This window comes from Bacillus sp. ISL-41 (genome assembly GCF_018613235.1).
GTDB lineage: Bacteria > Bacillota > Bacilli > Bacillales > Cytobacillaceae > Mesobacillus.
This window is the reverse complement of sequence record NZ_JAGGQP010000040.1, coordinates 1-25,777: the sequence shown is the minus strand read 5'-3', so window position 1 is coordinate 25,777 and position 25,777 is coordinate 1. Positions and strand designations below refer to the sequence as shown.

Genomic DNA, 25,777 nt, shown 5'->3' with positions numbered 1-25,777 from the left:
AATGATTTTTCCCACATTGGCACCTTCTTTCAAACCCGTAAAGTAATTAGAATAGCGCAAGGGCCTTGGTCAGCTCCGACAAGCGCTGGAGGGCCTGCCAGTGAAGTCGCTCTTTGACTTCATTGGGCAGACCGAAATCGAAAAGTATAGCCGACTGTCCAGAAACGCAGAAACTGGAGACTTCGACAAAGAAGCGCTTTTTGCTTCTGCCGGCGGAGTTGAAGTTTCGGAGTTTCTAGGAGGTGACACTAGACAAGCGACTCGAGGGGCTAGGCGCTGGAGCTGGATTAAGAATACTACAAGTAGTTTCCACAACTAGATAATTTTCTAAGAAATGATAAAAGCCCCTCTAGAGAAGGGGCCTTTCATTATTTTCGTTTATGCTTTGAAATGTGGCGGACTTCCTTACTGATGTTTTTCCAGTGCTTCTTTTCTTCAGCTTGCGCCTTTTTATCCAGCTTCCTGTCAATATAGGCCAGTTCTTTTTGCAGCTTTTTATAGCTGGCAAGCCTGTTTTCATCCAGCGTTCCTTCATAGATGGCTGACCAAACTGCACAGCCTGGTTCGTTATGATGACTGCAATCGCGAAATTTGCAGGATTCAGCATACACTTCAATATCAGCGAAGCTTTCAGCAATACCATCCTCACTTGTCCAGAGCTGGATTTCCCTCATACCAGGAGTGTCAATTAGTATCGCTCCTCCAGGAAGGAGAACCATTTCCCGATGGGTCGTAGTATGCTTGCCCTTATCATCGCTCTCCCTGATTTCCCGGACGAGCTGCTTTTCAAAACCTGTGAAGTAATTGACTAGACTTGACTTGCCGACTCCCGAAGAACCTATCAAGGCTACTGTTTGGCCAGGAGCAAGGTATGGTTGCAGTTCCTCTATGCCCGTACCCTCGAGAACGCTTACTGCAATTACAGGTACACCGATCGCCACTGCTGAAACTTGATCCATTTTGGCTTTTAGATCAGTCACTAAATCTGCTTTGCTTAAAATAATGACAGGATTTGAACCACTTTCCCAGGCGAGCAGCAGGTATCGTTCAATCCTTCTCAGATTCAGATCATCATTCAGTGAGTTTACGATAAATACAGTATCGACATTCGCTGCGACAATTTGCTCCTCGGTAATTTGCCCGGCAGCCTTTCTCGAAAACTTGCTTTTACGCGGCAGAATCCCCTTGATTATTCCTCGCATTTCGCCTGGAGAAGTTTGTACGGCAACCCAGTCACCGACTGCCGGCAGGTCTTCCCGGCCGATTGCATGAAATGTCAATTTGCCAGCTAGAGTGCAGAGGTATTCTCCTTCTTCCAGCCATACCCGGTAACTATGCTTATGCTCTAACGCTACCCTGCCGAGCTTGATTCCATCAGGATAGTTTTCATTAAAATGGCTGTTCAATTCAGCCGTCATACCGATATTTTCAAAATTCTTCAATTTTCTTTTCCTCCATTATGCTTTCTGAAATATAAAAAACCACAGGCACGCACAGCCCGTGGTTCATAAGCATGGAGAAAAAAGACTATTAGTCAGTTGATCCGCTTAGGTTAGGGGCCGTGCAATAAGTAACATTCAACATCAATACATTTAACATCCTGCTCATTACACTCCACCTGCCTCTCGTTTAATTATTTATAGTATATGGAAAAACATTCCTCATGTAAAGCTTTATTTCAAATTCTTTTATAACAATTGACACTGATTCGCACCCATTGCGCCCAATTTGCATATTTTACATTTGAGCATTCAATAAATTTAGGAGTGAGGGGTATGTCCATCAGGAACCAGAATGATTACCTTCATAAAGCGGCCATGTATGATCTTTTGGCTAATTACTATAAATACCTTGATCCAAATCTGCACGTCATGTATTACCACAAGCATCTGCGAAATTTAAACAAAGCTGTCCAGCTAATGCGCTCCCATACTATTCAGGCTAGTCCTTCCAACACATTACCATCCATGGTGCGTTTTTTGCATGCTTCCCCGGCGGTAAAGGATGTCGATATTTATGTAAATGGCAGCCGAGTTGTCCGCGACTTCAGCTATAAAACCAACAGCAGCCATATGCAGCTTCCACCAGGCAAATATCAGGTCGACATCTATCCTGCAGGCGAAAGCGTTTCTACTGTAATCAGCAAAAAGATTATGGTCGAACCAGGGAGCATTTACACAGCTGCCATTGCCGGGCCGGCTAATAACCTAAGGCTGCTCACTTTTGAAGACAACCCGCAAACACCTGTGGGAGAAACAAAAGCCAGATTTATCCACCTATCTCCAGACGCACCGGCTGTTGATATTACAGGGAAAAATGGAGACGTCATATTCCCGGACGTATCCTATAAACAGGCAACAACATATCTGGCCCTGAATCCAATGACCGTTACGTTGGAAGCTAAAGTAGCAGGCACCAAGAATACAGTCGTTACCATCCCAGATGTCAAATTGGAGCCAAACAATGCCTACACGATTGTCGCAGTAGGCACTGCTAAAGGAGAACCCCCAATTGAAGTAATTATATTGCAAGGATAAAAAGGCCGGGCGACCGGCCTGACTTTTTTTCTGCTAACTGGCATTTACCACTTTATATTTAATCCAACCTTGTATGTATATTAAAAATTCTTAAGTCCACTACCTATACACCCTGCCCTTTAAAATCAAAAAAGAAGGAACCCAAAAAGAGTACCTTCTTAATCTGCTGGAACAAGCAGAGTAAATTTGATGTTGTCCTTTTTCAAATCGAATTCATTTACCCGGACCTTGATATCGCTTTTCAGCTTCAGCCTCTGCATAGAGACGTATACTCTCTCTTCCTTTGGCTGGATATTCACGGCATCCGGCATATCGTAGCTGTCCCGGACGAATTTAAGTACAGTTGATACAGGAAGATTGAGTTTCCCTACTGAAATGGATCTCTGTTTTAAAATTAAATCACCATTCTTCAATGCCTGCGGTTCAAACGTTAGACGCAATTCCAGCTCTTGACTGAAGAGAGGAAGCGTCCCATATAACTCAACCTCATCTGTCAGCAATACTTGATAATCAATCTGACTATTTTTTGCTTCTTCTTCTAAGTAGTGGTTGATCACCCTATTTAAATCACGTTTATTGGTTGATACATTAAATGCAACATCATCCGTACCAGCCCCACTCGTTCCTGGTACTGGTTTAGATTCCTCAACTGGTGAAGCAATGAGGATCCAAACCAACAGGATGGCTGCAGCCACGATACCCGATAGAATAAAAAAACTGATTTTCCATTTATTTTTCGTCATAAATCTTTGTAACTCCTCTTCCCAATCTCATTACCTCAGTTAGACATCGAGTCAATGACCTGTTCATCAAGGATTTCATAGATCCTGTCAGCCATTAATTGGTATCCCAGGTCATTTGGATGAAAATAATCAGTGTATAACAGGTTTTCTTCATTATTAAGGAAAATATCATGAATGTCGACAAAGTAAGCATTCCCATCTTGCTCTACTATTGAAAGACTTTGAGCATTCCATTCATCCACTATTTGATTCATTTCTCTAACATCCGCAAACCAGTTGTAAAATGGATTATAGAGTCCGACCAATACGATGGGAGCTTTCTGATTTTGGTTTCTGATGGACAGGAAGATTTCCTGCAGCTGTTTTGCGAACAACTTTTGTTCTGTCTTGAAATGGTTAAGTTTTAGACTTGAAAAATTCTCTTTGACAACCTTCATCAGATCATTCCCGCCGATTGTTAAGATAACTAGGTCAGCTTCCTTTACAGAAGATTGTATATCTTTGTTTTTTAGCCTTTCCAGAAGCTGATCCGTCCTGTTTCCTCTCACACCGAAATTTTCGAAATTCGCATTCTTTATTGTCTTTTCTGTCTCAAGCTGCTCAGCAAGGTATGGGATATATCCACCAGTATCCGTACTGTCTCCTACACCCTGGGTAAGCGAATCCCCGGCAGCTACAATATGCAAATCCTTCGGGAAGAAGGAAGTCGGCAATGCTTCCTTTATTTCCATTCCTGTTTCCTTGACCTTATTGAAGTTCCCTTTTTGAAAATTTTCAAACTGGCTGCAGGATCCTAATATCATGGCCAGCATTACATAAAGTAAGGTGAATTTCTTCAACAATATTAATCACCTGCCTTTAAAAGTATAATCATTATATCATTTATTGTCTTTCCAGGGGTTAGATGCGCACTCATTTCCCCCGCCTTTATGGCCGTAAGCTGTATCTGCAACGTTCTAACAGCGCGCAATGTTTCTTATAATTTGTTCAACCTGGATAGGCTTATTCCCTGACCCAAATAAAACAGGCCACAAAATGCGGCCTATTGGAGTGTCTTAATATCTTCAATTATTTGTTCGAAAGGTACTTCCTTCAGTCCAGTATAATATTTCCTCATGTCCCCTTTTTGATCGACAAGATAAAAATCAGTTCCATGGATAACCTGATCCCCTGTCTCCGGTTTCTTGACAAGAGTCTTGAAGCTTTCAAGCGCAAATTTTTCTATTTCCTCTTGTGAATAACCTGTAAGGAAAGACCAGTTCGTGAAATCAACATTGAACTTATTGCCATATTCTTTTAGTACCTCAGGACTGTCGACAGCAGGATCTACACTGAAAGAAACAATCTCGACATCCTCAAGCCCTTCTTCTTTCATCAGATCCTGAAGTTTCGCCATATTGGCCGTCATTGGCGGGCATACATCCGCACAGTTTGTGAAAATAAAGCTGGAAACCCAGACTTTGCCTTTCAAATCCGCCTTACTTAATGATTCACCATTTTGATTCGTGAAAGTAAAATCCTCTATAGGATAATTCTTCGCATCCTTTAGACCGCTGTCACCACATCCCGCAGCAAACATGATTACGGCTGCAAGCATAAGAATGGCATAAACCTTTTTCAAAATCATCACCTGCAATCTTTCGAATAATGTCCATAGACAATTCTAGCAGACGCATTTGAGAGAAGAAAGAAAAAGGTATGAAAGAAGTGTGAAATAATCATCATTTACCCTGTGCCATTGTGTGTATTTGAATTTTTCATCGTTGTAAAAAAATCTTTAATGAACTCTGTATAGCTAAAGTTAACAGCTACTTTATGCACTGGATAATCCGCTTTACTAATTGTGTTCCTAAAATCCCCTATGCTCTGCCCAAATGCCTCTCCTATGTTCACGACAATTTTAACTGGAATGTCGCGGTAAACTACATGTTCTTCTTTTACTAAGGCCCATAGTGTAAAAACATCGTGAAGGGGAGCTCCCGTCAATTCAGGATTTCTCTCTTTATAGAACTTGTAGTAATAATCAAACATTGGCTTCACTAGCTTTCCTACTTCACTCCCAATAGATTGGTAGTACTCATCGAGCTCGCTGATCAAAGCAGGCGTCACAATTGCCCCGCTTGTAACATCTAGCGGAATAATTTTCACAGGGGGGGTTGCCTGGGTCAATACAATATTTGCAGCATATGGATCTCCATAGAAATTAGCTTCAGCCACAGGGGTCACATTTCCCGGTTCGTTGAACGTACCACCCATAATGTAAAAATCCTTTACTTTTTTCATGGTTTCAGGATAAAGAATGAAAGCAGCTGCTAGTGATGATAGCCTGCCTACATTCACAATAATGATTTCATCAGGGTTTTGTTCAATGATTTCCTGGATGCCGTGAAAGTTTTCCAGAGTGTAGTCCACCTCTATATCGGGGATGATTGGTCCCAGGCCTTCAATGCCATGAACGTCTGGTACATATTCAGGCGGATCTCCTGTCAATGGCAATTCTGCACCTGCAAAAGCTGGAACATCACCTCTCCCAGTCAGCTTCCGCAAATAAGCGGCATTACGCAGCGCATCTTGTTTTGATACATTACCGTAATCGGCAACGACACCAACCAAATCTATGTCTTTGTTAAAAAACGCATATAATACAGCAATATTGTCATCTATCCCAAAATCACTAAAGAAAAGCATTTTTTTCACCAAAGTCCGGACACCTCCCTTTATAAATTATATTGAGGGGTTTGAAAATAATGGCAAAATTTTCAAAAGCCCTGAATTTTACTCAGGGCTCTCCATTAATAACGGGACCATAATCTCAAAAATGGTACCTTCTCCTTTTTTACTTGATACCTTGATTTGACCTTTCATCCTTTCAACAATCTGGTAACAAACCATCAACCCCATGCCTGTACCGCGTTCTTTCAGCGAATAAAAAGCCGTACCGAGTCTTGAAAGCTCCTCCGCAGTCATGCCAATGCCTGTATCCTTTATGATGAATACACCGAAATCCTCTTTCTTTTCCAGTGTCATGCTAAGCTTTCCGCCATCCCCCATCGCCTCAATGCCATTTTTCAAGATATTGATGAGCACTTGTTTTAATTCACTTTTATTGCCCCTAATTTTTACCTGATCCTTAATCTCAGTATGCATGGATATGTTTTTTGACATCATCGCGTAAGAACTCATCAAATCCATGACCTGCTCCGTCATTTCACTGCCATCAATGATTTCAAGCTTCCCAACATCGGGTTTTGCCAGACTCAAATAGTCATTTATGATTGTCTCCGCCCTGTTCAATTCTTCAATCATAAGTTTTAAATACATATGATCTTCCTCAGTCATATCTTTAGAAAGGAAGATTTGCAAAAAACCTTTTACGACAGTCATAGGATTCCTGATTTCATGAGCTACAGAAGCAGCCAGCTGGCCGATCGCGTTCATTTTCTCAGCCCGCTGGAGCTCCTGCTGAAGCTTTGTGCGCTCAAATATATCTTCCATTGTGTTAATCGCTTCCTCTAACAAGAGCGATTCCTTCTCCTCCAGGGATGGTTGACCCAATTGCTTTGATGCGGCTGAAACCCTCTCGAATAGTTGGGAGAGTTGGGAAGCCATCTCATTGAACTTTTGACTCAATAAACTTAACTCTGATTGATCATGAACAGGCAGCTTCACGGTGAAATTGCCAGAACTGATTTCCTTAATGCCAAAGAACAAGTCATCAACTGGTTTCATGACCTTCTTAAGGCCCCAATTCAAGATTACATACACAATTGCCAAAATGGCAGCCATCTCCAATAATAACAGCAGAAGGATCTCCAGTTGATTTTCCTTTATGACAGAAGCCTTTGCATCGATTCCAAGAATGGCCACCACATTTCCACTGTTATCAGTGATTGGGGCGAAGGATGAAATCCAGGAGCCGTATTGATCGGTGAAAATATCCGTACTCGATATCTTCTTCTTTTCCCGGGTATCTCGGTATGCACTTATAAATTCTTCACCTGCATTATAGAACATCAGAGAATCGAAAGAGTACGCCTTATAAATATCGGATGCAGACAGGATGTAAACTTTCTGATTTGGATATTCCTCAGGCAGAATAATATAAGCCCCAAGGAATGAAGCACTTTTGTCGCCTACCATTGTCATTAGTTTTTCCAGCCGCTTGACGGAAGGGTTAGACTCATCGCGAAACTCATTTGCCTTTCTAATATCTTCAGGATCCAGTGTGGATGACCAAATTCCTGCGACACCTTCAACCTTGTCAGCCATTTGACTCTTCAATTGTTTCGACTGCAGGTAGAAACTTGTTCCCATTATCGACACTACTACAATTGTTGTGATCATAAATGAAAACATCAATATTTTTTTAAATAATGGCAGGTTCTTAACATTAAGCCTCATAATTTCATTGTCACATTCCGTTCTATCCTAAAGTGAATTGTTGAAAATATTCGACACAACGTCATCATTATCCTGTATATTTAAGTAACTTTGCCCAGCTACCATGGTAGATCCAATAAAATTCAAGGAAAACGGCATAAAAAAGTCCTGAAGTTTTACACTTCAGGACCTGTCACTTCAATCTTTTATTCAAAATAATACATGAAACCAATAGCACCAGGACCAGTATGAGTACTTACAATGGGTGTCGTTTCTTCGATGGAAAAGTCAACGTATCCAGAAGTTTCAATAACGGCACCCTTTATCTTCTCGGCCAGTCCTTCTCCTTCTGCATGAACAAGCCCTACCCCTTTAATGGTTTTCCCGTCTGTATCTGCGGCAAATTGGTTTCTAAGGTATTTTACAACTTGCGAATGACTTCTAGCCTTGGAGACAGGGGTATATTCTCCGCCTTCGAGTGAGGCGATCGGTTTAATATTCAATAAAGAGCCGATCATTGCCCTTCCCTTGCCAATTCGCCCTCCCTTGACCAAATTATCAAGGGTATCAACCACGACAAAAAGACGGGTTTGTTCTCTAACCTTATTTAGTCTTGCTACTATTTCATCAGCTGTTTGACCTGCAGCGGCCATCTGCGCAGCCTCAAGAACTTGAAAGGCTAACCCTTTCGAAATAAAGCGGGAATCAACCACATTCACCTTTGCACTTGTCATCTGGGCAGCACTTTCAGCCGAACGTACCGTACCGCTCATACCGCCTGTCATATGTATCGAAATGATTTCAAAACCATCCGCGGCCAGCTCGTCATACACCTTCAAAAACTCACCGGCAGGCGGCTGCGAGCTCTTGGGCAAATCAGGAGAGGCTTTCATCTTTTCCATAAATTCCTTTGGAGAGATATCTACTCTATCTAAATAATTTTCACCATTAATAGAAATTGATAAAGGAACAACAATAATCTCCCACTTTTTGATGATTTCATCATTTAAGTCACAAGTAGAATCAGTTACAATTTTAATTTTAGACATATATTCACATCCCTATCAAAAGCACTGCACTTATGACCATTATACCTATTCTCAGATGCAAATAAAAATTATTTACATTAAAAAAACCCTGTAAAAAGAACAAAAGCGCCTTTGTCGAGGCGCTTCAAAAATAAATCTTCAGGCGTTATTTTTCAGTTCAGCACTTTGGAATAACTGCTCATAATCCGGCCACTTCATAACTCTTTTTAAATACTCTTTAAAAGAATAAAACTTTTTTGCGTTTCTTTCCTGGTAGATTGCTGTTATAAAAGTTTGCAAACGGACTTGGATCATAAAATAATAGGTGCTCTCTTCTTCCAACACAGGAATATCCACGACTTTAACCTTCTGTCCAACAACATTTTTGAACTCCAGGCTTTTGAATAGCAAAATATCAATCCTCTTTTATACCCGTTTGATTATATTATACCCTAAATGCTGGTCGAAATGTGTCTGTTTACGCGGATAAATAATATTTTTTTTAGGCTTTTTCATGAACCTGTGAAAGCAAAAAAACGTGTGGAAGATCCACACGTTTGCATGTTTTTTAATTCTTTTTACAAAGATGATTCCTCGTCGCTTTCCTCTTCCATATCACCATATTGCTCTTGCCACTCTTTTTCCTTTTTAAGCTTCCGTTTGTAAACAAATTTGGACAAGTTTACGCTGATTTCATACAAAACCAGGAGTGGAATTGTAACCAGGATATCCGACATGAAATCAGGCGGTGAAATGATGACTGAAATCACAATCAATATGAAATAAGCATATTTTCTGACCTTTACTAAAACGTAAGGATTAATGACTCCCAGAGATGTCAAGAACATGACGACAACCGGCAATTCGAACAGAACTCCAAATGGAAGGGTCATATTCATAATGAACTTGAAATACTTTTCTGCGGTGAAGTTGGTTACAAGCATATCCCCGCTAAGTTCCACAAGGAAGTTCAATACTGTAGGAAAAATTACAAAGTATCCAAAAGCAAGGCCAACGATGAATAGCAAGAATAAAGCCGGGATATAAGAAAGTGATATTTTCCGTTCAATCGGCCTGAGCGCTGGTTTGACAAAAAGCCAAATCTGTGTGGCCAATACAGGAATCGTACCAGCTATCGCGATGATGGTGGCAAGCATGAAGTAAATCCATACGATGTCACTTGGACCTAAGACTATTAACTTTACATCTAAATCGCGGACAAAGAAGTTATATATATCTTTAACATAGAAAAATCCTAAGCCAAAGAAAATAATAAATGCTACTGCAGAAATGATCAGTCTGTTCCGCAGTTCATCGAGATGATCCACCAGATTTAATTCTTTATCTTCCATATAACAATCCCCTGCCAATTCCGTTTGGTGCACTTCTTGAGTAAAGCCTGTCATTTACAAACCTTTTTAAGAAAAAAGGTGTAAGACAAAAGCATCTTACACCTTATTTAGTAGCTTTCGTAATTTCTTTCTTTTCTTCTTCAAATTCTTCCATAACGTCACTTGTCAATTCACGAGTTGACTTCTTGAATTCGCGAAGCGTCTGGCCAAATGCACGGCCGATCTCTGGAAGCTTTTTAGGTCCAAAAATAATGAGGGCTAAGACAAGGATTAAGATTAATCCAGGAACTCCGATGTTAGATAACATATCAACATCTCCTTTTTCAAATTGTAAATCTACTATGATTATAGTACTTTTACTCCCCTAAGTGGAGGAATGCCGTGAAAGTTCATAAGAAATTCACAAAGGACTCCGTAATCTGACGAAGTGTGACATTTCTTATTTTATAACACCTAACCTTAATTATCTATTATAAATATTATACCAGTAAATTAAACAGCTGATTATCCTTGTTCAATTCCATAAAGGCAAAGCCCTTGTTCTCCATGCTGGCGATCAGTCTTTGATATTCGTGCTTATTCTTCAATTCGATTCCGACAAGTGCTGGCCCGCTTTCCTTATTGTTCTTCTTTGTGTACTCAAACCTTGTGATGTCATCCCCAGGTCCCAGTACATCATCGAGGAATTCGCGCAGCGCACCTGCACGCTGTGGAAAATTGACAATAAAGTAATGCAGCAGGCCCTCATGGAGAAGGGACCTTTCTTTAATCTCCTGCATCCTGCTGATATCATTGTTCCCTCCGCTTATGACACATACCACTGACTTCCCTTTTATCTCTTTCCTTAGAAGATCTAGTGCAGCAATGGGCAAAGCCCCTGCCGGCTCAGTCACAATTGCATGCTCATTATATAGCTCCAGGATAGATGTACATACTTTCCCTTCAGGAACTGCAACAAGTCTATCGACATTTTCTCTGCAAATTTCATATGTCTTGCTGCCTACACATTTTACAGCAGCACCATCTACGAATGTATCGATTTCTTTTAGGGGAATAACACTATTCTCTTCAAAAGCAGCACTCATGGATGCTGCACCGCTGGGCTCGACTCCCACTAGGGTGGTCGTCGGTGATACGCTTTTTAAATATGTACTCAACCCTGCCATCAAGCCTCCGCCACCAATACTGGCGAAAATAAAATCAACAGATTCCTGACAATCATTCAGAATCTCAACTGCAACAGTTCCCTGTCCAGCAATCACTTTTTCATCATCGAAAGGATGGATGAATTCCCTTCCTTCCTGTTCTGCACATTCCCGTGCCTCCCGGTAAGAATCATCGAAGGTATCACCGACCAGGATGATGTCGACGTACTCTCGCCCGAACATTTCGACCTGGCTGATTTTTTGGCCAGGCGTTGTCGCCGGCATAAAAATTTTCCCGTTCACCCCAAGCTGCCGGCAAGCGTATGCTACACCTTGAGCATGATTGCCGGCACTCGCGCAAACCACACCATTATCAAGCCCTTCTTCCCATAATAACTTCATTGAATAATAAGCGCCCCTCAGCTTGAAAGAGCGGACATGCTGTAAATCCTCACGCTTCAAATAAATATCCGCTTCATATTTTTCAGATAATCGCTGGTTCAATTGCAATGGAGTGTGGGCAACAACCTCTTTAAGATGCCGATAAGCAATAAGGATATCCTCTACACTGACCCATTTTTTCTTCACTGTTTCTTGTTTCATTTTGTCACCCTCACTTTGCAAAATATTAATTTTTCCATTATAACATGAAATCTCATTATGTATTGAATTTTTTAAATATTTAAAATTTTAGGCTTTCATGTTGAATAAAATGGTAGTAAAATAACATATAATAACGAAAATACGCTGGAGGGAATGAAATGGAATTTTCATTAAACAGTTATGATGGAGCTTTACCGGTAGAGGTAACACTTGATGAGGACAACGGCCGCTACATGATTCGCAAAAGTGATACAAGCGGAGAGTACTTCAATAGTCCGCTGGAAATGGTAAAGTGGATTCGCGACAACTTTAAACCAGATGATTTTTGCATACCTGCAGAATTCACCCAAATGATGAAAAGCCTGGCACAATTCGAATAAGAACTCCATAACATCATCCAGCCATTTTCAAAAAAAAGCAGCCCCTGCGAAAAGCAGGGGCTGTTGACGTTTAAATATGATTATGAGGCAATCTTTTTTTCATTACGGGATTGGACGATTATATCCCTTATTTCTTCAGCAAGAGAAACCAGTTCTTTATCCTTATATTGCCGGCTGTAAACCGGAGGATTTATAATCACTTTTATTTTTGCAGGTTTGACAAGCCGGCCATTTTTTTCGAATACATCAGCAGTGCCCTGGATTGAGATCGGCACGATCGGAACCCCTGAATCTTTGGCAAGACGGAAGCCTCCTGCTCTAAAGAGACCTACAGGGCCACCCTTACTTCTCGTTCCTTCTGGAAAAATCACTAATGAATTCCCTTTCTTCAAAAGCTCCACCCCTGACATAATGGAGCCAGCCGCTTTATCACGATTTTTTCTATCAATAAAGACACAATCAATCGCTTCCATCCAGGAAGATAAAACCGGGACCTTCTTCACTTCAATTTTCGAAATGAAGCCAAAAGGTTTATCAATGGACCCAATAAGAACCGGTATGTCGAAATTGCCTTCATGGTTACTGGCAAATAAAACTGGACCTTCAGGTATATGATGAAGTCCAATTACCTCCACCTGTGATCCTGTAAGTGCCATGAATGTTTTAGACCATTTTTTTGGCGTCTGATGAATCAGGTGCTTTTTAATTTCTGGTTTCAAATCATCCGGCAATCTCTTTAATCGTGAAAGTCTGGGTATGGTGTAAACAAGATAACCACCCATATACAAAAAACACGCAATTAAACGAAGCATTGTTTCCTCCTAAGGTTATTCTGTTGTCATTATACTGGATTTAATGTAATGAGACTATATGTAATTTGTGCACTATAAATAAAGGAGGTGGAATGTTCTCATTCCACCTCCTTTTGTATACTAACAAAGCATCCGGTAAATTGACTGTATTTCTTACTTCCGCTTATAAATCAAAAACTCATAATCGTAGGGGTTTTTTTCATCTTTCGGTCCGATTTCCCTTGATTCCAGCTCCCACTTTTCTATGTCAAAAACCGGAAAAAAGGTGTCTCCTTCAAACTGATGATGGATCATGGTTAAGTACAGCTTGTCCGCATCTGGCAAAACTTCCTTAAAAATCTCTGCGCCGCCAATGACGAAAATCTCTTCTTCTTTTCCCTTTGCATAAGCCATGAAATCTTCAATGGAGTTAATGACTGCACAGCCTTCCTTCTGGTAGCTTTCATCTCGGGTTACGATGATATTTTCTCTCCCAGGAAGTGGCTTGCCGATCGACTCGAACGTTTTTCTTCCCATCATAATTGGGTGCCCCATCGTTACACGCTTGAAAAACTTTAAGTCTTCCGGGAGCCTCCATGGAAGCTGGTTATGGTAACCGATGACCCGATTTTCATCCATTGCCCAAATTAGCGATATCATACACTGACAACCCCTTTGATATGTGGATGTGCCTCATAATTGACCAGTTCGAAATCTTCGTATTTAAAATCAAATATTGACTTGACTTCAGGGTTGATTTTCATCTGCGGCAACGGCTTGGGATCCCGTGTGAGCTGCAGTTTGACCTGCTCCAAGTGGTTCATGTAAATATGAGTATCCCCAAAAGTATGGACAAACTCGCCAGGCTCAAGGTCACAGACATGAGCGACCATCAATGTCAGCAAGGCATAGGATGCGATGTTGAATGGCACGCCAAGGAATACATCTGCCGACCTCTGATACAGCTGGCAGGAAAGCTTGCCATCAGCGACGTAAAACTGAAACATGCAATGACAAGGCGGAAGGGCCATATTATCAATTTCAGCCACATTCCAGGCATTGACAATCATCCTTCTCGAATCAGGATTGGTTTTAATGGTATGGATCAATTCGGAAATTTGATCAACCGTTTTTCCGTCTGCACCTGTCCATGATCGCCACTGCCTGCCATAGACCGGGCCAAGTTCCCCTGTTTCATCTGCCCATTCATTCCAGATCCTCACCCCATTTTCCTGAAGGTATTTCACGTTCGTATCGCCATTCAGGAACCATAAAAGTTCATGGATGATTGATCTCAAGTGGAGTTTTTTTGTGGTCAGCAGCGGAAATCCCTCCTGGAGGTTAAAGCGCATTTGATAGCCGAATGTACTGATCGTGCCAGTCCCTGTACGGTCTTCCTTTTCTACCCCAGTCTCCAATACATGTTCGCATAGTTCTAGATATTGTTTCATGAATCTCCCTGCCCTTCAAAACGTTCGATTTCTTTTTTCTATTTTAGCAAATTAAACAACAATGGTGGAAGGATATCTCTTATTTTGAATACTCTTATTACTTTGCTGTGTGATCACAGATTTCCTGCCGAAATGCAATAAATAGGAAAAAGGCCTACTTGAGGCCTTCGATATATTGATAGGTTTGCGGTGCGGCCTCCCTAAGGAGTTTTGCCGGCAGTCCGCCAATATAGAACATGGCAAAACTCTCAGCAAAGTATTCCTCAGGGTAATCAAGGAAATAGGCACGGCCTGGGAAAAGGAGCCGGCTTTCACGCTTCCAGATTTCCTGGAACCTTTCCTCGTGCCTGATTCCGTCATAAACATGACGGTCAAGTGAGTGCGCGAATTCATGCAGCTCCAGATTGACAGAACCGTGGCCCTTTCCCTTTTCACTGCTGCCAATTTTCACAAGAACGGTCCTTGATCCGCCAATCCCCGGTACCTGATCCCATGTCTTTTCAGAAGTATATCCTCGCGGGACAATCCCCTTCAAATGACTTGCAGTTGGATTATCTGTCAAACTGCCTTCAAATAATTTCACTTTAATATTGGTGTCTACAGCTTTTTGAATCATGCTTTCCGGAAGGGTTGTAAGTCTTTTTATGATCCTAGCCGCTTCTGCCTGGTCAAAGTCCTTTTCCGGCAAAACAATCAATCTGCCAGCAAGCCTTGCGTCATCAGGCTGGAGTGATTCATAGAGCAGGGATTGTTTAGGGTATTCATATAGAAAAATGCCGTCCATATTAGCATTGGAGCTGCCGAGCATTGTGAAGGAAAGTATAATAACAACGAATATTTGATAAACCTTTCGCATTTATTATCCCCTTTCCTGAAGTGTTTTTCTGAAGGTGTAAAATGGGTAGACGAGTTGATTTTTTACGAGGAAATTTCCTATAGTAATCTACTAAAATTATAACATATGATCGCTTGCCTGCTGGCTGAGAATTTCAGGAAGGTACAGTCGTGATGATTGGCAAACAAAAAAACTCACCCAAAACAGTTAGGATGAGTCAATCAGGTCATGAAGCAATTACTGCTGCTTACTATTCTCAATGTTTTTCTGCAGCTCTTTTAAGCGCTGTCCCCCTTCTTCTAGGAGGCGCTTATTTTCTTCTTCGATTGCCTTTGTTTCCTGCATTCCCTTCCGGATAATGTTGAAGCATTCCTGTATCGTCTCAATCTTGATTCCTGGGGAACCCGATAAGCGGGCAACCTCAATACTTAGACCCGCAATGTTCCGGGCATTATGGATCATCAGTTCATTCGTGCGCCGGTCGAGCTCTTTCATTGATTCAGCCGCTAGTTTTTGCCTTTTTGCTGCTACCGCCTGAACCAGCCCCCTTTTGAAAATTGGAATAGTGGTTATAAATGCCGAATTGATTTTGCCAATGAGCTTTGCATTCCCTCTCTGAAGCAGCCTTATTTGTGGTGCAGTCTGCAAAGCGACGATTTTTGCCATTCCAAGGTCAAGTATTCTGTGTTCCAGGAGCTCTATCGCATTGCGCAAGGAATCAAGTTCCATCGAAACTATTTGATCATCATTCAAAGCATTTTGTTCAAGCTGCGGAAGCTTGTTGGTTTTCAATTCATTCAGCTTCAGCTCTCCAGCCGCCACAAATTTTTCAAGACGCAGGTAATATTGAATGTTTTGTTCATACAGTCGTTCTAGCATAGTCGCTGTTTCAACCATCTGACTCTGATATTCAGAAATTTTCACATATACCTGTTCCATTTCTATTCCTATCGACAGGTATTTGCTATATAGCCTATCAAGCATCTTTTCCCGTTTCTTGAATAGCTTGCTGATCAGTCCTCCAGAGTTTTTTTCAAAATCCTTTTTTTCAAAACGATCCATAACCCTGCCCAGCTGCGAATGTAATTGTCCAAATTCCTTTACATTGTTCATCCGCATTACAGCAAGGATTTGATCCGAAAGACGGGAAAACTCAACTGCGGCCTCCTTCCCGTATTCGAGAATTTGGATGATATTATGTTCATCAATGCTCCGTGCCAGTTGCTGCACCTCGGGTTCATTTCTCAGTGCCAACTGTATATCATTAACCGCATCTTCACTCAACAGTTCCTTCGAATTGTCCATTAACGGGCTTACATTCCGGTCGTGAATAGGATTCATCAGCTTAATCTCTCCTTAGGATTTTTAAAATGCCTTGAAAGATTACTTTTTTTATAGCGGAAGGTTCCTTTATCTCTTGTTCGAAAACAACATCCTCAAGCCAGTGGGATACAAATTCGCTATTGTCGATGTATTTTTCTATATCACTATGACCAGCCGGGTTATAAACCACTAAATCAATACCAAATTGATTTAATAGCAGCAGGAGCGCAGCATCTGGCCTGGTCAGTGATCCATTGAGTTGGTTATTAAAAATAATCAGCTTAGGCACATTCTGGGAGTAATCGTATTTCTGCAGCATTTTTAAAATAAATGGCGGTATCTGCATTGACTGGTTAAACAAATAGACCCTGACATCATCCTCTTTATCACTATTCTGCGGCTTCAGTTTTGGCTTTGTACATATATTCCTGATTGCAGCAGCAAGACCTTTTTGCAGACCTGAAGGCAGGTGGCTGTACATCCAGTAACGGGCCCCTGTCATCTTTTCCGGATTGAGCATTCCGTCATTGTCCAGGGACTTATGATAGTGGAATCGGAAATCATTGTTTGCACCCTTTGAAAATGGAAGACCTTTAACGAGATAGGTATTTTCCTGTAAAATCAATCCATGAAGGCGGTTCCAATATTCACGACGATTACTTGAGACGCCATTAACTTTTGCAAACAAGGCGGGAATCTTAACACTTTTGTTCTCCACTTCAAAATATGGCCTGATCATTGCCTTTTCCCTGGCAACTAAAAACAATTCATCATATGTTGTCTTCAGTGTAACGGCATTAGGTACGTACTCTCTTAACTGCCATGGTTTATAAAAAATCGATCCATCATAGTTTAGGAGTTTTTCAATATCCTTAGATGCCCGGTATGCTACCGTCGAGGTTTGCTTATTCTTTTCCATTGGAAACGGCTTTGGAATACTTGTCTCCGGGAAAATATGGACAAACACTTTCAGCTTATCCGGCCCGGTGATCGCTAATACATCATTTCCTGCCGGTGTGAAAGTAACCAGGTCGCACCCAAGTTGTATTAAGAAGTATAACAGGTACTGATGACTTTTCCTGTAGTTTCCATACCAGAGGAATGCAGGCATATCACCTTCAGGATTTGCTTTCTTTAGATGGTGATTCAAATTGTAAAAGAGCCATGCTATGACATCGTTTAGAAGTGAAATAAACTCCTGGCTCTCGAATCCGCCTTTTTCAGTTCTTAAATAAAGTTCGGTCATTTTAACAGCAGCATCCCGTATTTGTCTATTGATCAGGAAGTTATCAAAGGATGGCAGTAAATTATTTTGGTCCATGAGCGCCACAAAGCGTTTTATTGATAGAGCCTGTTTTCCATTAAATTTGCTTATTTTTTCGATTGATTTTAATCGGAAGTGATCAAATGAATGATTTAGTGACGAGTCGCTCAACAATATCAGCTTGTTCGAGTGAACATAGTCGTACAATTGGTTATAATACTCATCTTTACCATGAGGAATGCCGATGAAATTGGCAGTGACCTGGCCGATATGTGTGAAGGCACCGTCTTTTTTGTAAAATGGCCGCTCACTTGCAGGAGTATTGATCAGGTCCAGCCAGTTGTCATATGTAACAGGCAATGGATGTATTATAATTTGGTTCACATGTGAATACATAGAATCACTTCCCGCTGAGGACGATAGTCTAAAATGAACGATTCATATTGGATTATTAAAAGGCAAATAACAAAACGTCTTTTTAGGCTTTTAATAGCAGTACGGACAAGTTGATTAAAAGTTTCAAGAAAGTTTATCATTCCTTGATTTCACCTTTATTCCTGTCCATGCATATAGATGAATACTTAGATCTGGAAGGTGAACTCATATGCGCTTTATTTATAAAAGAGAGCCTGTTGAAGATTTGCAGCTCGAAGTACGGAAAGTCAGCCAGGTTATGAGCTCTGGTGGTCTCGTTTTGTTTGATTTATTATTTTATTCACTTATTTTCACCCTTTTAATCATGCCAGCAGCCTCCCCAATACTCCACCTATCAGGCATCTATTTACTCATATATGTATCATTTTCCTGTATATTCTTATTTGTCAGGAGGACAGCAAGAGAGATTTCTGAGTATCACGAAAAGTAAGTCATAGTTAAATTCTTTTCAAATATAAAATAAAAAAAGGAACAGACTTGCATCCGTTCCTTGTTCCATTATTGGACATTCTTTTGCTGCTCATTTACTTCAGCTTTTTTCTTGTTCAAGTAATGGACGACAAATGTTCCTGTAAAAGTGATCAGCAACAGGATGAAGAAATAGGCATGTTCTATATGGATGCCCAAAACGCCAGCCAGCATTTTTACCGAAATGATAAAAATCAGGATGTAGGCAGTCGTCTCTAGTTCTGGAATCCGTTCAATCAACCTAAGGAATACTCCCGCAACTCCTCTCATCATCAAAACACCCAGCATACCGCCAAGAAGCAATACCCACACTTCCTCACTGATGCCCAAAGCTGCCAGAACGCTGTCCACTGAGAATGCAATATCCATTAATTCCACAGCAGCAACCGTACCCCAAAATGTACCAAACAACCGGATCAGCAAGCCGCTCTGATTGATTCCAGCAACTTCCCCGCTATCCCGATTCTCACTTTTTTTCTTTTCGATAAAGTATTTGATTGCCAGCCAGGCCAAATAACCAGCGCCAATCACTTTGACCCACCAGAACTCGATTAGATATACACCTATCCCAATCGCGATGAATCTGAACGCATATGCGCCAAGCAGTCCATAGAATAATGCTCTTTTTCTCTGTTTCTCTGGCAAATGTTTCACCATCACAGCCAGCACTAAGGCGTTATCAGCAGATAAAAGCCCTTCAAGGATGACGAGTGTCCCGATCAGCCCCCAGCTGACAGGGTCCGTTAAAACCTCGACCCACATATCCCAATTGAAAAACTGGACATAAGTATCTACAAACCCTTGCAGTATGTTTGCCATTCTAGATGTTCCTCCCATTTTTTTGGTTCTTAGGCTGTATAGAAAAACCCAGCATTAGCCGGGCCTCTATAAAAACTTATTTCGTTTTTCTTAATTTCAGTCCTAAATCAGCCAAAATAAATGAGATTTACACATTTTTTATTGATCAATACAGCTTTTTTCGGAAATGGGATTTTCGATTCTTATCTTCAACTCTTCCATTTAGGCGGAGTATTTTTCGCCCAAAAGATTTTTCCAAGCTCATAATGGGTCTGGAAGTTATCATGATACGTATGGTAATGGAAATTAAACCAGAAACCATCCTTCGGCGGCTGATCTCTCCTTACGTGGAAACGGATAATGTCCTTGCCATTGTCTCCGATTATATGGAATATTTTTTCCGACTCACCGCCGCCAGGCATTTCTGTGATACGGAGTGAATTCAGTTTTTCACCAGGATACTGGAAAGCTACCATTTCAATCGCCGTCTCAATGTTTGGCAAAATACTTTCCCTGAATTCATCTTCAATCACTGGACCAATTTTCGTTCCGAATTTCTGGAAAGATTGTTGTTCGGCTTCTCTCATAGCTCTGTCAATGAACATGTCCCTTTCCGCTTCCTCATCTAAAGGTACATCGAGCGAATCAATGAAACTGGTTTCGGCAGAGGTTGATTTTTCTGATCTTTCAGCTGTAGTTGTCAGGAACCCATTAACCTGGGCAGGAGACACCATCCCAAAAGTGACGATGGAAATCATGACAACGAGCGATTTGCGCAGCCATGCGGGCATGTGGATCACATCCTTATGTAAATAAGAAATCATTAACTTTTAAAATAGCAATCTGTCTAAAATAGTTATGCGTAGAAATCACCTGAATTGGTGATAATATATAAAATTCGGCTTAAGAATATTATAACTTGTTTATACGTAAAATTGGGCAAAGGGTTTCAGATTTTTCAAAAATGGTAATAAGGAAATAATAGAGGCTTCATCATTGAAGGAAAAGGGAGGTCATATTATGGAATGGGTCGCTGTTGCAGTCAGTCTCATTACACTAGCTTATTTCGTCTATTTGGCTATTGCAGATTAAGTCTTAATTGAAATGCGGTGGACGGAAAAACTTTATTTTCCGTTACGCAGTGATATTGGCTTCTGACCATTCAATAATGGATGGAAGTTCGTTACATACAAAAAGAATGAGGTGTATCCTCATTCTTTTTCTATTACTCCGAAATGGAATTTTGCTGTTTTTCTTCTGTAAACATTGAAGCCAAACTCATCAAATCGCCCGCTTCGGAAATGGTCTTTCAGAACTACTCGTTTCCGGGCAACACGTTTAGCATGATCAATGACTTCTTGTGTAAGCCCTTCATATACAGCGAAATGAGTCAGGCCCCTGATCCCATCTGACTCTAATATCGATTCATCGAACATAGGGTCAAAATATACACAATCTACGCTTTTGTCTTCCTGCAACTTGAGGAACTCCAGTGAATAACCTTGCATGACTGTTATTTTGGCCATCGATTTATTGATGGATTCATATCCTGAATCCCATGCTTTGAGTCCGGTTTTAACCAAATATGCGAGCTCTCGTCTTGCTTCAATACCTGTGACAGATCCTGACTCACCTGTCACAAAGCTCGCAACGATACTATCGGACCCAAGACCAAGCGAACAGTCAATAAAACTCATCCCTTCCTGAAGTTTTGCTGCGTCTATGAGAGGATCACTTTCCCCTTTCATTAATCGTTTGATTCGGAACATAGCGGAATTCGGATGGAAAAAGAAAGGCTCCGCAGCTCCCAGCGGGAACAGCTCAAGACGCTCTTTGCCAACTACCAGGCAATCATCCTTCACGATTTCCTGGATACCTGACACTGACCTTTTTCTCCTGGGGATGAAATCTACATTAAGCTCCAGGGCTATGGCTCTTGCTTTCGCTGTCATACTCTCGTTTGTCCTGCCTGCTGTTGTCACAAACACGCCCTAACCTCCTGACACCTATTTGCATACAAACAAAAAGGACGTCAATAGACATCCTTTTCGAATTTATTGAGCAATGCAGTTTGGGATACTCTCTTAGTATTGTCCCTTAAAGATTGCTCTTGTTTTTAAAAATAAAGACAGCCTAGCAATGGGCAACAAAAGCTGAAGTTAAGTTTTCCATGATTGCTTCCATCGGCTGACCTTCGATATCATGGCGAGGAATGAAGTGAACAACTTCTTTCCCTTTCAACAATGCCATTGAAGGTGAGGATGGCTCAAGACCTGTGAAATATTCACGCATTTTGGCAGTTGCCTCTTTATCCTGGCCAGCAAAAACAGTCACAAGATGATCAGGCTTCTTCTCACTTCGCAAGAGTGCTTGAGTTGCAGACGGACGGGCAAGACCCGCAGCACAACCACAAACAGAATTTACTACGACAAGCGTTGTTCCCTCAACATTTTCCATGAATTCTTCAACTTCATCAGCGGTAAGCAGTTCTTTGAAATCCGCACGTGTCAATTCCTCACGCATCGGCTTTACCATTTGTCTCATATATTCTTCATATGCCATTGACATAAATAAATCCCTCCCAAACGATAGTTTGCAGTGTTAGCATACTATATTATTTGTACCAAACGCAATAAAAGAACGTCGTCTCACACTAGGAATGTACAGGCTCTTGAGCTGTCTTTCCTTCAAAATGATCCGTTACGGCACCTTTGGAGGAACAAGATACAAGTCTTGCGTATTTAGCAAGAGCCCCTCTGGAAGGAAGTGATGGCGGTGTCCAGTTTTGCCTGCGGGCAGCCAGCTCTTCCTCACTCAAGGCAACTGAAATCAGCCTTTGTTCACTATCAACAGTGATCATGTCTCCATCTTGTATCAATGCAATCGGACCGCCAACCTGTGCTTCAGGGGCAATGTGGCCAATTACCAGTCCATGACTGCCTCCAGAGAATCTTCCATCTGTCAGCAATGCAACACTTTCTCCAAGGCCTTTGCCGACAAGGATTGCTGATAAACTTAGCATCTCAGGCATTCCCGGACCGCCTTTTGGTCCCTCATAACGGATAACCAATACGTCTCCAGCGACAATTTCATCAGACATCACGGCTTTAGAGGCAGACTCCTCATCATCAAAAACCTTGGCGGGACCAGTCATAGCTTTCACCTTCAAGCCGGATACTTTCGCTACTGCGCCGTCTGGTGCAAGATTTCCTTTTAAAACAACAAGCGGGCCGTCCTTCCTAAACGGCTGAGCTGCAGGACGGATGACTTCCTGGCCAGGTTTCAAGTCAGGAAAATCCTTAAGATTCTCTTCGAGTGTTTTTCCGGTAACTGTGAGGCAATCACCGTGCAGCATCCCTTCTCTTAGAAGGAGCTTCATGACTGCCGGAACCCCGCCAGCTTCAAAAAGGTCTTGCATGACATATTTGCCGCTTGGCTTCAAATCAGCAAGATGTGGGACTCTTGCCTGGATTCTGTTAAAATCATCCAGCGTCACGTCGACTTCAGCAGCATGTGCTATTGCCATTAAATGCAGGACGGCATTCGTGGATCCGCCGAGAGCCATTACGACTGTAATCGCATTCTCAAATGCTTCTTTTGTTAGTATCTGTCTTGGCCGAATATCCTGCTCCAGCATCTGGTAAACTACTTCTCCTGCTTTATAGCAGTCATCACTCTTTTCATCGGTTTCCGCTGGATGTGATGAACTTCCCGGCAGGCTCATTCCAAGGGCCTCGATGGCGCTGGCCATTGTATTAGCTGTATACATCCCGCCGCAGGAACCAGAACCCGGGCAAGCATGACATTCAACTTTATGAAGCTGTTCATCACCAATTGCACCCTTGTTATATTGACCAACACCTTCAAATGCGGACACTATGTCAATATCCTTACCATCAAGTTTGCCGGGCTTTATCGTTCCTCCATAAACAAAAACAGCAGGAAGATCCATTCTTGCAATAGCCATCATACAGCCAGGCATATTTTTATCACAGCCGCCAATTGCGACGAAACCATCAAGGCTCTCTCCCTGGACCACTGTTTCGATCGAGTCAGCGATTAAGTCACGACTAGGGAGCGAATAGCGCATGCCGTCTGTCCCCATTGAAATTCCATCTGATACAGTGATCGTGTTGAAAATCAGCGGCGCCCCACCTGCTGCTCTTGCCCCCTCTTTCGCTTTCACAGCAAGCTTATCAATATGTATATTACAAGGAGTAACCTCGCTCCAGGTACTCGCTATTCCGATCATCGGTTTCTTGAAATCATCGTCACCGAATCCTACCGCCCGAAGCATAGCCCTGTTCGGCGCCTTTCTTGCATCATCACTAAACACATGGCTCTTGATTCTTAAATCTTTTTTCAAAGTATGTCCCTCCCAATTTTTTATTCACTACGATACCGCTTTTTCGGGGTAATTGCAATAATAATCTAAATATTTTAATTATTAAAAATAAGTAAGCGGATACATTTTTTCATTGGAGAGTAATATTTTTTTCCTAGAAAAAAACACCCCGGATGTTAAATCAATCCAGGGTGTCTTTATAATCATTTATTGTTTCCTGGCTTCCGTCATCTGTTTCCAGACTGAGCCTTTTGCTTCCTCACCAAGCTCGATACGGGCAATTGCCAGTTTCACTTGCATGCTTACTTCGAATTCCGGGTCATCCTCTGCACCTTTTAAAGATGGCAATGCGCTTTCATCTCCAACTTCATAAAGGAACATCGCTGCTCGCCAGCGGACAAGCTTACTTGGGTCCTTGAGTGCTTCCATCATTTCGTCCATCGCTTCGGGGAAACCAAGATCTGATAAGCAGTCACCCGCTGTCCTGCGAACGGTAACGGTTTTGTCGTTTAAGGCTTTGTACAGCAAAGGCAGCACCTTTATGTCCTCAATCATTCCTAAATAAACGGTGGCCAACCGGCGTATGGATGCTTTCTCATCCTGTAAAGCTTTTTCAAGCACTGGCAGATCGTCTATCTTCGGATCTTCCATTTGCTCAAGAAGCTGGTATCTTACCCGCCAATCCTTATTTTCCAAATCCGCTTCTGTTATCCTGATTTTTTTCTTTGCTGTTTTTAACTGAGCTTCCTGACCCGGATTTTTAGCAAGCTTTACGAGTTCCTCCAGCCTCTCAGGAGGGTATGCCGCTAAAAGCTCTTCCAGAACATCATTTCCTACTTGATCGAATTCTCCATATCGAACTCCGAGTTCTTTCCACCTGCGGACCATAACAACGTTATCCTCGGGAGTCTGTACCTCTCCTACTTTTTTCACAAATGTTTCTGGCAGTCCATACCGCTTCTCTTCAGTGCCATCAGTAAGCTTCACCTGCATGGGAATCCCCTTATATACTTGCACAAGGACTTTCACTTCCCCAAAATGCTCATTGATTTCAGGTTCAGCGTCCCCTGATTCCTCTGCATCTTCTCCGAACGCTTTCCTGACCTCAGGAAGAATGACCTTCCAGTCATACTTTGCATTTCTTTCGACTGCCAGGAAATCTGCAACATGGTAAACCCCTTTTACACCTTCAATATCCAATATGTTCAACACGACTTCCGGTGCCCCGGCCGCTGAATCCTTTTTATAGTTATTGCTCTTGCCCATAGGAAGTTCTTCATCCAGAATGATCTTCATCGTATTCGGGCTTGGTGTTGGTTCTATTGATACAATTTTCACATTCCCACCCCTTTATATTTTTCAGGAATGAAGCCATTTTAACATAATGAAGGATAGATAGCATTTCGAAGCCCTTGTGACCATGGTTCGGACAGCTTCTCCGCTTTTTCCGCTGAACCTATCTGAAGTTGCTCCGACTTTTGACAGCTTTTCCGATTTTCCTGCTGAAGCTGTCTGAAGTTGCTTTGACTTCTGACAGCTTTTCCGATTTTCCTGCTGAAGCTGTCTGAAGTTGCTTTGACTTCTGACAGCTTTTCCTCTTTTTCCTTCGAACCTGTCTTAAGTTGCTCCGACTTTTGACAGCTTTTCTACTTTCCCCCTGAACCTGTCTGAAGTTACTCTGACTTTTGACAGCTTTTCCGCTTTTCCCCCTGAACCTGTCTGAAGTTGCTCTGTCTTTTGACAACTTTCCCGCTTTACCCGTTGAACCTGTCTGAAGTTGCTATGACTTCTGACAGCTTTTCCTCTTTTTCCTTCGAACCTGTCTGAAGTTGCTCCGACTTTTGACAGCTTTTCCTCTTTTTCCTTCGAACCTGTCTGAAGTTGCTCCGACTTTTGACA

General features: G+C 41.8%; 27 protein-coding genes. 3 read left to right on the top strand and 24 right to left on the bottom strand.

What is annotated here, in order from left to right:
* The first annotated feature begins 100 nt into the window (after nucleotides 1–100).
* Nucleotides 101–319 carry a hypothetical protein gene (locus tag J7I80_RS19885; RefSeq protein ID WP_214740660.1) on the top strand — a complete coding sequence of 73 codons (219 nt, stop codon included), beginning with the start codon at nucleotides 101–103 and terminating at the stop codon, nucleotides 317–319.
* Between the two features lie 49 nt (nucleotides 320–368).
* On the opposite strand, the gene rsgA is transcribed toward J7I80_RS19885, so the two are convergent.
* Nucleotides 369–1,418, bottom strand: a complete 1,050-nt coding sequence (rsgA, locus tag J7I80_RS19880; protein WP_214740666.1) for a ribosome small subunit-dependent GTPase A — start codon at nucleotides 1,416–1,418, stop codon at nucleotides 369–371.
* Nucleotides 1,419–1,775: 357 nt separating this feature from the next.
* Here rsgA and J7I80_RS19875 point away from each other — a divergent pair, with 357 nt between their 5' ends.
* Nucleotides 1,776–2,537, top strand: coding sequence for a DUF4397 domain-containing protein (locus tag J7I80_RS19875; protein ID WP_214740658.1), 762 nt, complete (start codon nucleotides 1,776–1,778; stop codon nucleotides 2,535–2,537).
* Between the two features lie 158 nt (nucleotides 2,538–2,695).
* On the opposite strand, the gene J7I80_RS19870 is transcribed toward J7I80_RS19875, so the two are convergent.
* From J7I80_RS19870 to ilvA, 10 genes are all read right to left on the bottom strand, one after another.
* Nucleotides 2,696–3,280 carry a YpmS family protein gene (locus J7I80_RS19870; RefSeq protein WP_214740656.1) on the bottom strand — a complete coding sequence of 195 codons (585 nt, stop codon included), beginning with the start codon at nucleotides 3,278–3,280 and terminating at the stop codon, nucleotides 2,696–2,698.
* Nucleotides 3,281–3,315: 35 nt separating this feature from the next.
* Nucleotides 3,316–4,122 carry an SGNH/GDSL hydrolase family protein gene (locus J7I80_RS19865; RefSeq protein ID WP_251027877.1) on the bottom strand — a complete coding sequence of 269 codons (807 nt, stop codon included), beginning with the start codon at nucleotides 4,120–4,122 and terminating at the stop codon, nucleotides 3,316–3,318.
* 200 nt (nucleotides 4,123–4,322) lie between these two features.
* Nucleotides 4,323–4,907, bottom strand: a complete 585-nt coding sequence (locus J7I80_RS19860) for an SCO family protein (RefSeq protein WP_214740654.1) — start codon at nucleotides 4,905–4,907, stop codon at nucleotides 4,323–4,325.
* Between the two features lie 98 nt (nucleotides 4,908–5,005).
* On the bottom strand, nucleotides 5,006–5,968 hold the full coding sequence (locus J7I80_RS19855; protein ID WP_483297715.1) for a nucleoside hydrolase: 963 nt from the start codon (nucleotides 5,966–5,968) through the stop codon (nucleotides 5,006–5,008).
* An 87-nt stretch (nucleotides 5,969–6,055) separates the two neighbouring features.
* Entirely contained in the window at nucleotides 6,056–7,624 is a 1,569-nt protein-coding gene (locus J7I80_RS19850; protein ID WP_251027876.1) for an ATP-binding protein, read from the bottom strand.
* Nucleotides 7,625–7,866: 242 nt separating this feature from the next.
* The gene (locus J7I80_RS19845) at nucleotides 7,867–8,709 is read right to left on the bottom strand and encodes a DegV family protein (RefSeq protein ID WP_214740648.1); all 843 of its coding nucleotides are present in this window, start codon (nucleotides 8,707–8,709) and stop codon (nucleotides 7,867–7,869) included.
* Nucleotides 8,710–8,847: 138 nt separating this feature from the next.
* A complete protein-coding gene (locus J7I80_RS19840) occupies nucleotides 8,848–9,099 on the bottom strand; it encodes a DUF2535 family protein (RefSeq protein WP_214740646.1) in 252 nt (83 codons plus the stop codon).
* A 167-nt stretch (nucleotides 9,100–9,266) separates the two neighbouring features.
* Nucleotides 9,267–10,040, bottom strand: coding sequence for a twin-arginine translocase subunit TatC (gene tatC, locus J7I80_RS19835; RefSeq protein WP_214740644.1), 774 nt, complete (start codon nucleotides 10,038–10,040; stop codon nucleotides 9,267–9,269).
* A gap of 103 nt (nucleotides 10,041–10,143) precedes the next feature.
* On the bottom strand, nucleotides 10,144–10,347 hold the full coding sequence (locus tag J7I80_RS19830; protein WP_192470480.1) for a twin-arginine translocase TatA/TatE family subunit: 204 nt from the start codon (nucleotides 10,345–10,347) through the stop codon (nucleotides 10,144–10,146).
* 172 nt (nucleotides 10,348–10,519) lie between these two features.
* Nucleotides 10,520–11,788, bottom strand: coding sequence for a threonine ammonia-lyase IlvA (gene ilvA, locus J7I80_RS19825; RefSeq protein WP_214740641.1), 1,269 nt, complete (start codon nucleotides 11,786–11,788; stop codon nucleotides 10,520–10,522).
* A gap of 158 nt (nucleotides 11,789–11,946) precedes the next feature.
* Between ilvA and J7I80_RS19820 the strand changes: the two genes are divergently transcribed.
* Nucleotides 11,947–12,168 carry a hypothetical protein gene (locus J7I80_RS19820; protein WP_041966956.1) on the top strand — a complete coding sequence of 74 codons (222 nt, stop codon included), beginning with the start codon at nucleotides 11,947–11,949 and terminating at the stop codon, nucleotides 12,166–12,168.
* A gap of 80 nt (nucleotides 12,169–12,248) precedes the next feature.
* Here the strand turns inward: J7I80_RS19820 and J7I80_RS19815 are convergent, their stop codons facing one another.
* From J7I80_RS19815 to J7I80_RS19755, 13 genes are all read right to left on the bottom strand, one after another.
* Nucleotides 12,249–12,980 (bottom strand): lysophospholipid acyltransferase family protein, encoded by a 732-nt coding sequence (locus J7I80_RS19815; protein WP_214740639.1) that lies wholly within the window; start codon nucleotides 12,978–12,980, stop codon nucleotides 12,249–12,251.
* A gap of 153 nt (nucleotides 12,981–13,133) precedes the next feature.
* Nucleotides 13,134–13,619, bottom strand: a complete 486-nt coding sequence (locus tag J7I80_RS19810) for a dihydrofolate reductase (protein WP_214740637.1) — start codon at nucleotides 13,617–13,619, stop codon at nucleotides 13,134–13,136.
* Nucleotides 13,616–14,410, bottom strand: coding sequence for a thymidylate synthase (locus J7I80_RS19805; protein ID WP_214740635.1), 795 nt, complete (start codon nucleotides 14,408–14,410; stop codon nucleotides 13,616–13,618). The genes J7I80_RS19810 and J7I80_RS19805 overlap by 4 nt, the downstream gene beginning before the upstream one ends.
* A 154-nt stretch (nucleotides 14,411–14,564) precedes the next feature.
* Entirely contained in the window at nucleotides 14,565–15,266 is a 702-nt protein-coding gene (locus J7I80_RS19800) for an anthrax toxin lethal factor-related metalloendopeptidase (RefSeq protein ID WP_214740633.1), read from the bottom strand.
* A 216-nt stretch (nucleotides 15,267–15,482) separates the two neighbouring features.
* Entirely contained in the window at nucleotides 15,483–16,577 is a 1,095-nt protein-coding gene (locus tag J7I80_RS19795; protein ID WP_214740662.1) for a toxic anion resistance protein, read from the bottom strand.
* Nucleotides 16,578–16,590: 13 nt separating this feature from the next.
* The gene (locus tag J7I80_RS19790; protein ID WP_214740631.1) at nucleotides 16,591–18,228 is read right to left on the bottom strand and encodes a YceG family protein; all 1,638 of its coding nucleotides are present in this window, start codon (nucleotides 18,226–18,228) and stop codon (nucleotides 16,591–16,593) included.
* Between the two features lie 537 nt (nucleotides 18,229–18,765).
* Nucleotides 18,766–19,554, bottom strand: a complete 789-nt coding sequence (locus tag J7I80_RS19785; protein WP_214740629.1) for a TerC family protein — start codon at nucleotides 19,552–19,554, stop codon at nucleotides 18,766–18,768.
* A gap of 188 nt (nucleotides 19,555–19,742) precedes the next feature.
* On the bottom strand, nucleotides 19,743–20,324 hold the full coding sequence (locus tag J7I80_RS19780; protein ID WP_214740627.1) for a YpjP family protein: 582 nt from the start codon (nucleotides 20,322–20,324) through the stop codon (nucleotides 19,743–19,745).
* 420 nt (nucleotides 20,325–20,744) lie between these two features.
* Nucleotides 20,745–21,521: a class I SAM-dependent methyltransferase gene (locus J7I80_RS19775; RefSeq protein WP_214740625.1), complete on the bottom strand. Its 777-nt coding sequence runs from the start codon at nucleotides 21,519–21,521 to the stop codon at nucleotides 20,745–20,747.
* 145 nt (nucleotides 21,522–21,666) lie between these two features.
* The gene (locus J7I80_RS19770) at nucleotides 21,667–22,101 is read right to left on the bottom strand and encodes a BrxA/BrxB family bacilliredoxin (protein ID WP_214740623.1); all 435 of its coding nucleotides are present in this window, start codon (nucleotides 22,099–22,101) and stop codon (nucleotides 21,667–21,669) included.
* A gap of 85 nt (nucleotides 22,102–22,186) precedes the next feature.
* Nucleotides 22,187–23,899 (bottom strand): dihydroxy-acid dehydratase, encoded by a 1,713-nt coding sequence (ilvD, locus tag J7I80_RS19765; RefSeq protein WP_214740621.1) that lies wholly within the window; start codon nucleotides 23,897–23,899, stop codon nucleotides 22,187–22,189.
* 186 nt (nucleotides 23,900–24,085) lie between these two features.
* Entirely contained in the window at nucleotides 24,086–25,216 is a 1,131-nt protein-coding gene (locus J7I80_RS19760) for a conserved virulence factor C family protein (protein WP_214740619.1), read from the bottom strand.
* Between the two features lie 279 nt (nucleotides 25,217–25,495).
* A partial coding sequence (locus J7I80_RS19755) for a hypothetical protein (protein ID WP_214740617.1) occupies nucleotides 25,496–25,777 on the bottom strand: 282 nt, incomplete at its 5' end.

What these genes read in the sequence shown, in the direction of transcription:
- J7I80_RS19805 (WP_214740635.1), bottom strand. Translation starts at nt 14,410, where the DNA reads ATGAAACAATATCTAGAACTATGCGAACATGTATTGGAGACTGGGGTA.
- J7I80_RS19820 (WP_041966956.1), top strand. Translation starts at nt 11,947, where the DNA reads ATGGAATTTTCATTAAACAGTTATGATGGAGCTTTACCGGTAGAGGTA.
- J7I80_RS19875 (WP_214740658.1), top strand. Translation starts at nt 1,776, where the DNA reads ATGTCCATCAGGAACCAGAATGATTACCTTCATAAAGCGGCCATGTAT.
- J7I80_RS19785 (WP_214740629.1), bottom strand. Translation starts at nt 19,554, where the DNA reads ATGGCAAACATACTGCAAGGGTTTGTAGATACTTATGTCCAGTTTTTC.
- ilvA (WP_214740641.1), bottom strand. Translation starts at nt 11,788, where the DNA reads ATGAAACAAGAAACAGTGAAGAAAAAATGGGTCAGTGTAGAGGATATC.
- J7I80_RS19830 (WP_192470480.1), bottom strand. Translation starts at nt 10,347, where the DNA reads ATGTTATCTAACATCGGAGTTCCTGGATTAATCTTAATCCTTGTCTTA.
- J7I80_RS19860 (WP_214740654.1), bottom strand. Translation starts at nt 4,907, where the DNA reads ATGATTTTGAAAAAGGTTTATGCCATTCTTATGCTTGCAGCCGTAATC.
- J7I80_RS19870 (WP_214740656.1), bottom strand. Translation starts at nt 3,280, where the DNA reads ATGACGAAAAATAAATGGAAAATCAGTTTTTTTATTCTATCGGGTATC.
- rsgA (WP_214740666.1), bottom strand. Translation starts at nt 1,418, where the DNA reads ATGACGGCTGAATTGAACAGCCATTTTAATGAAAACTATCCTGATGGA.
- J7I80_RS19850 (WP_251027876.1), bottom strand. Translation starts at nt 7,624, where the DNA reads ATGATCACAACAATTGTAGTAGTGTCGATAATGGGAACAAGTTTCTAC.
- J7I80_RS19855 (WP_483297715.1), bottom strand. Translation starts at nt 5,968, where the DNA reads ATGCTTTTCTTTAGTGATTTTGGGATAGATGACAATATTGCTGTATTA.
- J7I80_RS19770 (WP_214740623.1), bottom strand. Translation starts at nt 22,101, where the DNA reads ATGTCAATGGCATATGAAGAATATATGAGACAAATGGTAAAGCCGATG.
- J7I80_RS19845 (WP_214740648.1), bottom strand. Translation starts at nt 8,709, where the DNA reads ATGTCTAAAATTAAAATTGTAACTGATTCTACTTGTGACTTAAATGAT.
- tatC (WP_214740644.1), bottom strand. Translation starts at nt 10,040, where the DNA reads ATGGAAGATAAAGAATTAAATCTGGTGGATCATCTCGATGAACTGCGG.
- J7I80_RS19790 (WP_214740631.1), bottom strand. Translation starts at nt 18,228, where the DNA reads ATGTATTCACATGTGAACCAAATTATAATACATCCATTGCCTGTTACA.
- J7I80_RS19815 (WP_214740639.1), bottom strand. Translation starts at nt 12,980, where the DNA reads ATGCTTCGTTTAATTGCGTGTTTTTTGTATATGGGTGGTTATCTTGTT.
- J7I80_RS19800 (WP_214740633.1), bottom strand. Translation starts at nt 15,266, where the DNA reads ATGCGAAAGGTTTATCAAATATTCGTTGTTATTATACTTTCCTTCACA.
- J7I80_RS19810 (WP_214740637.1), bottom strand. Translation starts at nt 13,619, where the DNA reads ATGATATCGCTAATTTGGGCAATGGATGAAAATCGGGTCATCGGTTAC.
- J7I80_RS19780 (WP_214740627.1), bottom strand. Translation starts at nt 20,324, where the DNA reads ATGCCCGCATGGCTGCGCAAATCGCTCGTTGTCATGATTTCCATCGTC.